The following is a 6,274-nucleotide window of genomic DNA, read 5'->3' as shown; positions in this document are numbered from 1 at the left end:
GAATGCCACATTCATCGGAATCATCCAATACCCGTTATCATCCACTTTTGGTACTTGATAGATTTCAATAATTCGTTTGTCAGTGGAACGAGAATAATGCGGAAACTTAGGACGACCTGTGAAGGTTTCAGGTTTTTTCCTCCACTGTTCCAATGCTTTAAAAAAGCTCTTCACTTCTGCATATAAGGCTCTACGAATTGCTTGAACAGAATTTGATTGAATACCCCAATAGTTCATATCGGCTTGCATGGCAGTGTCCACTTCTTTTACAGTAGCCATCTTGCTATGATTCAAGTAACTTTGTTTCATCGTGTACAAGCCAACATTTCGCAACGCTTTTGAACTATGTGACATGCGCTGAAGTAAACGAAATTCTTTTGCAGTCAAGCATGCTCGCCCGATATTCTGTTTCTGCGTGAATCGTTGTATGGTTTCTCTTTTCTTTTGTTTATGTAATACTTTCACTGCTTTCTTTCTAGCCATTATTTTCACCACCTTTCTTAGGAAGTTCATTACAATTATTTATTTCACGAAACAAGAACCAACACTTTTGTAACTGTTAATCGCTTTTGACAAATCAATATTGGGAACTGCACGGAGAAAAATGTGAACATGATCTTCATCATAATTCCTTTTGGCTCAAATAACCGAATGATTATTATCCAATTTCGTTGTCTTACAATCTATTCCCCCCTTATCTAAGGGCAGATTATATCTGTAAGACAAAAAGAAACAAATATTCGCCCTCAAAAAGTTGTTATGAACGAAACAAAAGTGTTCAGTCTACCTGCTGACGGCAATTCATCTCCACCTGAATTGTTGGGGTTCACCCGTAACACAAATCAGATGGAGTCTTCTTGCCGAAAAGGATAAAAGTACATCCAAGCAAGATTATTGAGAGATTGTACGTCTCTAGATTCATGTACTGCTTGTTGAAACAGTTCCATCGCTTCCTCATATTTATTTTGTTCAAACATTTCAATTGCCTTCTCGTTAATGTTCAAGTAACTACCTCCGAAGTGAATAAATTCATCTATTCCATATCATTATTGTAAAATGTAAAAATTGTAATTTCCATAAAAAATTTTCTTTCTCCTGTCTATATTTCGATTGAAATAGAAGCTAAAACACACGATTTTGCAACAATAAGTAAACTTTTTAATCTCCCTTAAATTGGATATACACTCTGTTTTAATTTACATATTATGGTACAATTAACTAGAGTGCTAACTAAACATTTACGTACCTCACTAGCAGTCTAACAATGCCAAAATCAAAAATCACTTGAAATCGGGGGATGTTATGAAAAAGAAGTTAATTACTCTTCTATTCACTGGAATCATATTATCAGGATGTTCAACTATAGCAGAAAATTCTTTAGAAACCGGAAGCGGCAGTATGGAATTATTAACACCAACGATTACAACAAAAGATAATGAATTAGAAATTAAGACTGAAGGTATTGATGAAAATAAAATAACTTTTATTTATGTTGCCAATAAACAAGTATTGGAACAAAAAATAAAGAATGGTGAACCTTACAAACTTAACATTAAAGATATTGAGCATGCTCATAGGACAGATTACAAACCAAAAGTTCAACTTTTGCAAACGAAAAATGATGATAAGGATGGAGAAATGGTAACGTTTAAACAAGTTAGATATACAGTTAAAAACTAATTTTAAAGTTGTTTCATTATAAATATAACGAACGAAAATATACTTTTAACAAAGGGTAAATGTAAGGGGTGCTAATATGAAAAAACGATGGATTTCTTGGTGGATTGGTAACATATTTTGGATTATCCTTTTTGGAGTATGGGCCGCTATTATTTGGCTACGAGATGTTGATGGTGCTGGTGTTATTCAAACACCCGAAATTAAATCCATATCACTTATCGTTTTATTAATCGCGTTTATCATACCGATATTTATTCAAGTCGTATGGCTAATCATTAATTTGAGGATGAGTAAAAAAAATAATTATACGATTTAGTTTTTTAAATTAAAACATAAATACTTTTCATAAAAAAAGAGAGGAATCCACATCAAAATAGATTCCTCTCTTTTACATATGGGATTATGCCGTTCTTTTAAAACTGCACTATTCCCTTTTCTTTACGATGCATGTTCATCTTTCTTTTTCATTAACGCTCTTTTCTTCATCGCCTTCGTTAAATATCCGCCTTTAAATGAACGAATTTCATAAGAAGACATAAAGGCTTTCGGTGCAATTTCATTAATAATTTCTAACAGTTCTTTTTCTCTAGAACGCTTTGCAACGATATCTAAGCGATAACGTATCGAATTAATACCTTCGCCTTCAAATACTGTAACGCCAAATCCAGAGTGACGTAATTCATCTACTAATTCATTACAACGGTCTAGTAAACTAACTTGATACGTAATATAACCAATTGCTAATTTATTCTCTATATAACCGCCTAATAATAGTCCCGCACTAAAGCCAATGACATAGGCAACGATGTTCATCCAATTTGATAAATCTTGAAACACAATACCTAAACTGACAATGTAAATAGCTCCTTCTAACAATCCAACACCAGCAGCGGATCTTGTTTGATTCTTTACAAGCAAAATCGTACGGATTGTCAAAATGGGAACGTAAATAATTTGAAGCACAAAAATAAGTAACGCTTGTAACATTGGTATCCACCTCTTTCAAAAAGTCTTTTGTCATGATAACATACTTAAGCTTTAGAAATCGATGGGTTTTCAAATTTTTTTTTATTATTTTTCATACTATTGAAAAACGTAAAAAAGAAGCGTATTATATTTGTCGTTAATTTGATTACTTGTATCATATCGCTAAACTAAAAAAGGAACCCCATTAGGTCCCTTTCATCATAGCTCTATGTTTTTCGAAGCATTTTCTCTTTGCTTCTCTTCTTCTTTCATTAACTGTATATTTGCATAAGCTAAATTCGCAATCATTAAAAAGTGACCACCTAAAATGCCTGTACCAAATGCCCACATTTCCATTTCATGCTCAATTTCATACATGATGATAGCTCCTAAAATGGCAGCTGCAAATCGGTTTAGAACTCCTAATCCCGGAGCCTTTTCCTTCATTACAATACTTTTCCCAAGTTTCTCCACTCTGCGAGCTAATAACCAAAGGCAATATGCACTTACAGCTAATCCGATCCCAAACCCTGTTACTTGTTTCCCAAACGGAGTAATCGTCCACATAAGTAGTAAACCACTAAAGATTACATACAATTGTAATCGATATACACGTAAGGCTTCTTGAATCAAAATATCCGCTCCTAATCTCGCATTTTTTATACTTTAGAAGAAAAGCAGCAACTTACACAGTTGCTGCTTTCTCTTCTTCTTGCTCTTGTTCCATCTTACGAATTTCAACACGTTTAATTTGGTAAGCGTCTTTTTCTAACACTTTAAATTCATAACCTTCCGCCTCAACATGTTGTCCTTCTTCGATTTCATGATTTTGCATCATAATCCATCCACCGATTGTATCCACATCATCTTCTTCGATGTGTAATCCAAATAAATCTTTCACTTCTGAGATAAGCACTTTTCCATCAACAATGATATGTTGCTCGTTCACATGCTGAATTGGTGGTGCTTCATCTTCATCATATTCATCACGAATTTCGCCGACGATTTCCTCCAAGATATCTTCAAGCGTTACAATTCCGGCTGTTCCTCCGTACTCATCATATAAAACAGCCATCGGAATTCGCTTCTTCTGCATTTGAAGTAATAAATCGTGAATTGGAGTCGTTTCCATCACTTCAATAATCGGACGCATATACGAGCGAATAGATGATAAATCTTTTTGATCCTCGGTCATATATCGAATAAAGAAATCTTTTACGTTGACCATACCGATAATATCATCTTTATCTTCTCCAAAAATCGGATAACGTGTGTATCGCTCATTTTGGATTACTTTCATGTGTTCTTCTACTGAATCTTCCAAGTAGAAACCGACGATTTCTGTTCGCGGTACCATAATCTCTTTTGCAATACGATTATCAAATTCAAAAATGTTATTTACATACTTGTATTCAGCTTGATTAATTTCGCCACTTTCATAGCTATCTGAAAGGATAAGGCGTAATTCTTCTTCTGTATGAGCTACTTCATGTTCTGAAGCTGGCTTTAAACCGAATAAACCAGTTATCACACGAGCTGAACCGTTCAATACCCAAATAAATGGATACATTACTTTATAGAACATCATTAATGGACCTGCCAATAATAACGTTACCCTTTCAGCCTTTTGAATTGCCATTGTTTTCGGAGCTAATTCCCCTACTACAACGTGTAAATACGTCATAATCATAAAAGCAAGACCAAATGTTAATACTGATGAAATAGAAGGATTTAAGTTCCATTTCTCAAATAACGGGTGTAATAACTTTTCGATTGTCGGTTCACCTAACCAACCTAATCCCATAGCTGTAACTGTAATACCTAATTGACAAGCAGATAAATATTCATCTAAATTTGTTGTTACCTTTTTCGCTGCTAAAGCACCGCGTTTTCCTTCCGCAACAAGCTGATCGATACGGCTTGAACGTATCTTTACAATCGCAAACTCTGCTGCTACGAAAAATCCAGTAAATGCGATTAAAATCGCAACCATGACTAAATTAAATATTTCCAATGAATCCCCTTAGTTAAAAAAACTAAGGTGTCCACCTCCTGTATACTATAATGTTTTCTTATTTGTTTCTTAGAAAACATAGCCCGATACAAAAATTAAAGAGGTCGGATTACACTTTTTTCTATAATAATAGAACAAGTGTCTGTATTAAAGCTGTCGTTTGACCAGATAAAGATTTCGATATTTTTTCACGTTGTGAATCAGTCAATCCATCTAAAAGCGGCTTTAACTCCGTTAACTCTGCTTCTAATCGATGAATATGGTCTGTCACTTCATTCACTTGTTTCGAAACGTGTTCATTGATACCGAGCAGCTTCTTCTTCTCCTCGATTTTCTCTTTAATCTCACAAAGCGGCATATGCATTTCTTTGCACTTCTCAATAAATTGTAATGTCTCAAATGCTGTTTCGTCGTAATAGCGATAATTAGATTGAGATCGCTCCGCTTTTAAGATACCTAGATTCGTATAATAATCAATCGTTCGTTTCGACACGTGAGCCATGAGAGCCAACTGTCCGATTCGATACACCTTCCCAACGATCTTCCCCCCTTGTTTATATTACTACCATCATACAATACATAAACTGTACAGTCAAACGTGACGGTTTATTGTTCATAATTTATACAAACTTACAAGATCCACCCTATTATTATTCAATACAAGTAATCTACACTTATACAATAAAATTACTAAACTATTACTTAATCACTACATTGTCTGCACCTTTTAACCTTTCTTATTAAAAAACATATCCTACTAATAATGATTGCTTGTATAGGAGATGATTAACATGAGAAAGACACTCATTTCTCATTTTTATAATGAAGAATACCTACTTCCATGGTGGCTTATGCATCACACAAAAATATTCGATCACGGTATTTTAATTAATAGAGGTTCTACAGATCGTTCAGTTGAAATTTGCAAATTATTTGCTCCCCACTGGGAAGTACGAAATTCAAGATTTCTTGAGTTTGATCCAACTAATACTGATATTGAAGTGATGGAAATTGAAAGAGAAGTTTCAGGTTGGAAAATCGTTTTAAATACTACTGAATTCTTTTGTTGTAATAATACTGAAGAATTTTTTTCATCTCTTCATACACTAGGCCAAAACATGTATGCGATTAGAATGATTTTAATGATAGATAATCATAATTATAATTATTCAAAGCCTAGATATTCTATCCCCTTAGTAGAACAGCGATACCACGGTGTCTTCCCTTATAACCCAAATCTCGGATGTGCTTGGAGATTTATTCACAATCATCTAGACGGTGCATATTTACCTGGTAGACATCATTCGCGGCACGGATATATAATTTATGACTATCCTTCATTTATTTTAAAATTTTATTTTAGCCCTTGGAATGAACAATCAAAGGCAAGAAAATTACAAATTACGCCTACCCTTTCAAAAAGGGGTGTTCAAATGGGGCTTCAAACACATTACGGTCAATCTCCTGAAGTACTGGACATACGTTTTTTAGAGCTTAGTAACCTAACACAAGACCTCCGTCATAACCCTGAATATCAAGAATTATTTCCAAAATTCAAACCGTAATATTTTCTGTATTGTCATCACCTCAAACAATTTCATTCACTTAATCAAA

Annotated in this window: 7 protein-coding genes and 3 pseudogenes; 3 read left to right on the top strand and 7 right to left on the bottom strand. The window is 34.1% G+C overall.

Annotated elements, in window-relative coordinates:
* From ACYVEC_RS06945 to ACYVEC_RS06935, 3 pseudogenes are all read right to left on the bottom strand, one after another.
* A pseudogene (locus ACYVEC_RS06945) lies at nucleotides 1-483 on the bottom strand (hypothetical protein); the annotation flags it as partial.
* Between the two features lie 42 nt (nucleotides 484-525).
* Nucleotides 526-630, bottom strand: a pseudogene (locus tag ACYVEC_RS06940) (transposase); the annotation flags it as partial.
* Nucleotides 631-851: 221 nt separating this feature from the next.
* Nucleotides 852-1,004, bottom strand: a pseudogene (locus tag ACYVEC_RS06935) (tetratricopeptide repeat protein); the annotation flags it as partial.
* Nucleotides 1,005-1,302: 298 nt separating this feature from the next.
* Here ACYVEC_RS06935 and ACYVEC_RS06930 point away from each other — a divergent pair.
* Nucleotides 1,303-1,680, top strand: coding sequence for a hypothetical protein (locus ACYVEC_RS06930; RefSeq protein ID WP_063221879.1), 378 nt, complete (start codon nucleotides 1,303-1,305; stop codon nucleotides 1,678-1,680).
* A 76-nt stretch (nucleotides 1,681-1,756) separates the two neighbouring features.
* On the top strand, nucleotides 1,757-1,996 hold the full coding sequence (locus ACYVEC_RS06925; RefSeq protein ID WP_063221880.1) for a DUF3923 family protein: 240 nt from the start codon (nucleotides 1,757-1,759) through the stop codon (nucleotides 1,994-1,996).
* 122 nt (nucleotides 1,997-2,118) lie between these two features.
* Here ACYVEC_RS06925 and ACYVEC_RS06920 read toward each other — a convergent pair whose 3' ends face one another.
* The 4 genes from ACYVEC_RS06920 to ACYVEC_RS06905 all read right to left on the bottom strand — a co-directional run bounded on the left by ACYVEC_RS06920 (nucleotide 2,119) and on the right by ACYVEC_RS06905 (nucleotide 5,189).
* On the bottom strand, nucleotides 2,119-2,667 hold the full coding sequence (locus tag ACYVEC_RS06920; protein ID WP_000938438.1) for a DUF2179 domain-containing protein: 549 nt from the start codon (nucleotides 2,665-2,667) through the stop codon (nucleotides 2,119-2,121).
* A gap of 198 nt (nucleotides 2,668-2,865) precedes the next feature.
* Nucleotides 2,866-3,279: an ATP synthase subunit I gene (locus ACYVEC_RS06915; RefSeq protein ID WP_063221881.1), complete on the bottom strand. Its 414-nt coding sequence runs from the start codon at nucleotides 3,277-3,279 to the stop codon at nucleotides 2,866-2,868.
* A gap of 52 nt (nucleotides 3,280-3,331) precedes the next feature.
* Nucleotides 3,332-4,660, bottom strand: a complete 1,329-nt coding sequence (locus ACYVEC_RS06910) for a hemolysin family protein (protein ID WP_000402258.1) — start codon at nucleotides 4,658-4,660, stop codon at nucleotides 3,332-3,334.
* Nucleotides 4,661-4,781: 121 nt separating this feature from the next.
* The gene (locus ACYVEC_RS06905) at nucleotides 4,782-5,189 is read right to left on the bottom strand and encodes a MerR family transcriptional regulator (protein ID WP_000285638.1); all 408 of its coding nucleotides are present in this window, start codon (nucleotides 5,187-5,189) and stop codon (nucleotides 4,782-4,784) included.
* Nucleotides 5,190-5,451: 262 nt separating this feature from the next.
* On the opposite strand from ACYVEC_RS06905, the gene ACYVEC_RS06900 reads away from it, so the two are divergent.
* Nucleotides 5,452-6,225, top strand: a complete 774-nt coding sequence (locus ACYVEC_RS06900; RefSeq protein WP_063221882.1) for a glycosyltransferase family 2 protein — start codon at nucleotides 5,452-5,454, stop codon at nucleotides 6,223-6,225.
* The last annotated feature ends 49 nt before the right edge of the window (nucleotides 6,226-6,274 follow it).

The sequence above is a fragment of the Bacillus sp. MN7755 genome (genome assembly GCF_054771475.1).
Note: the sequence above shows the minus strand (reverse complement) of the source record. Positions and strands in the feature narration are given on the sequence as shown.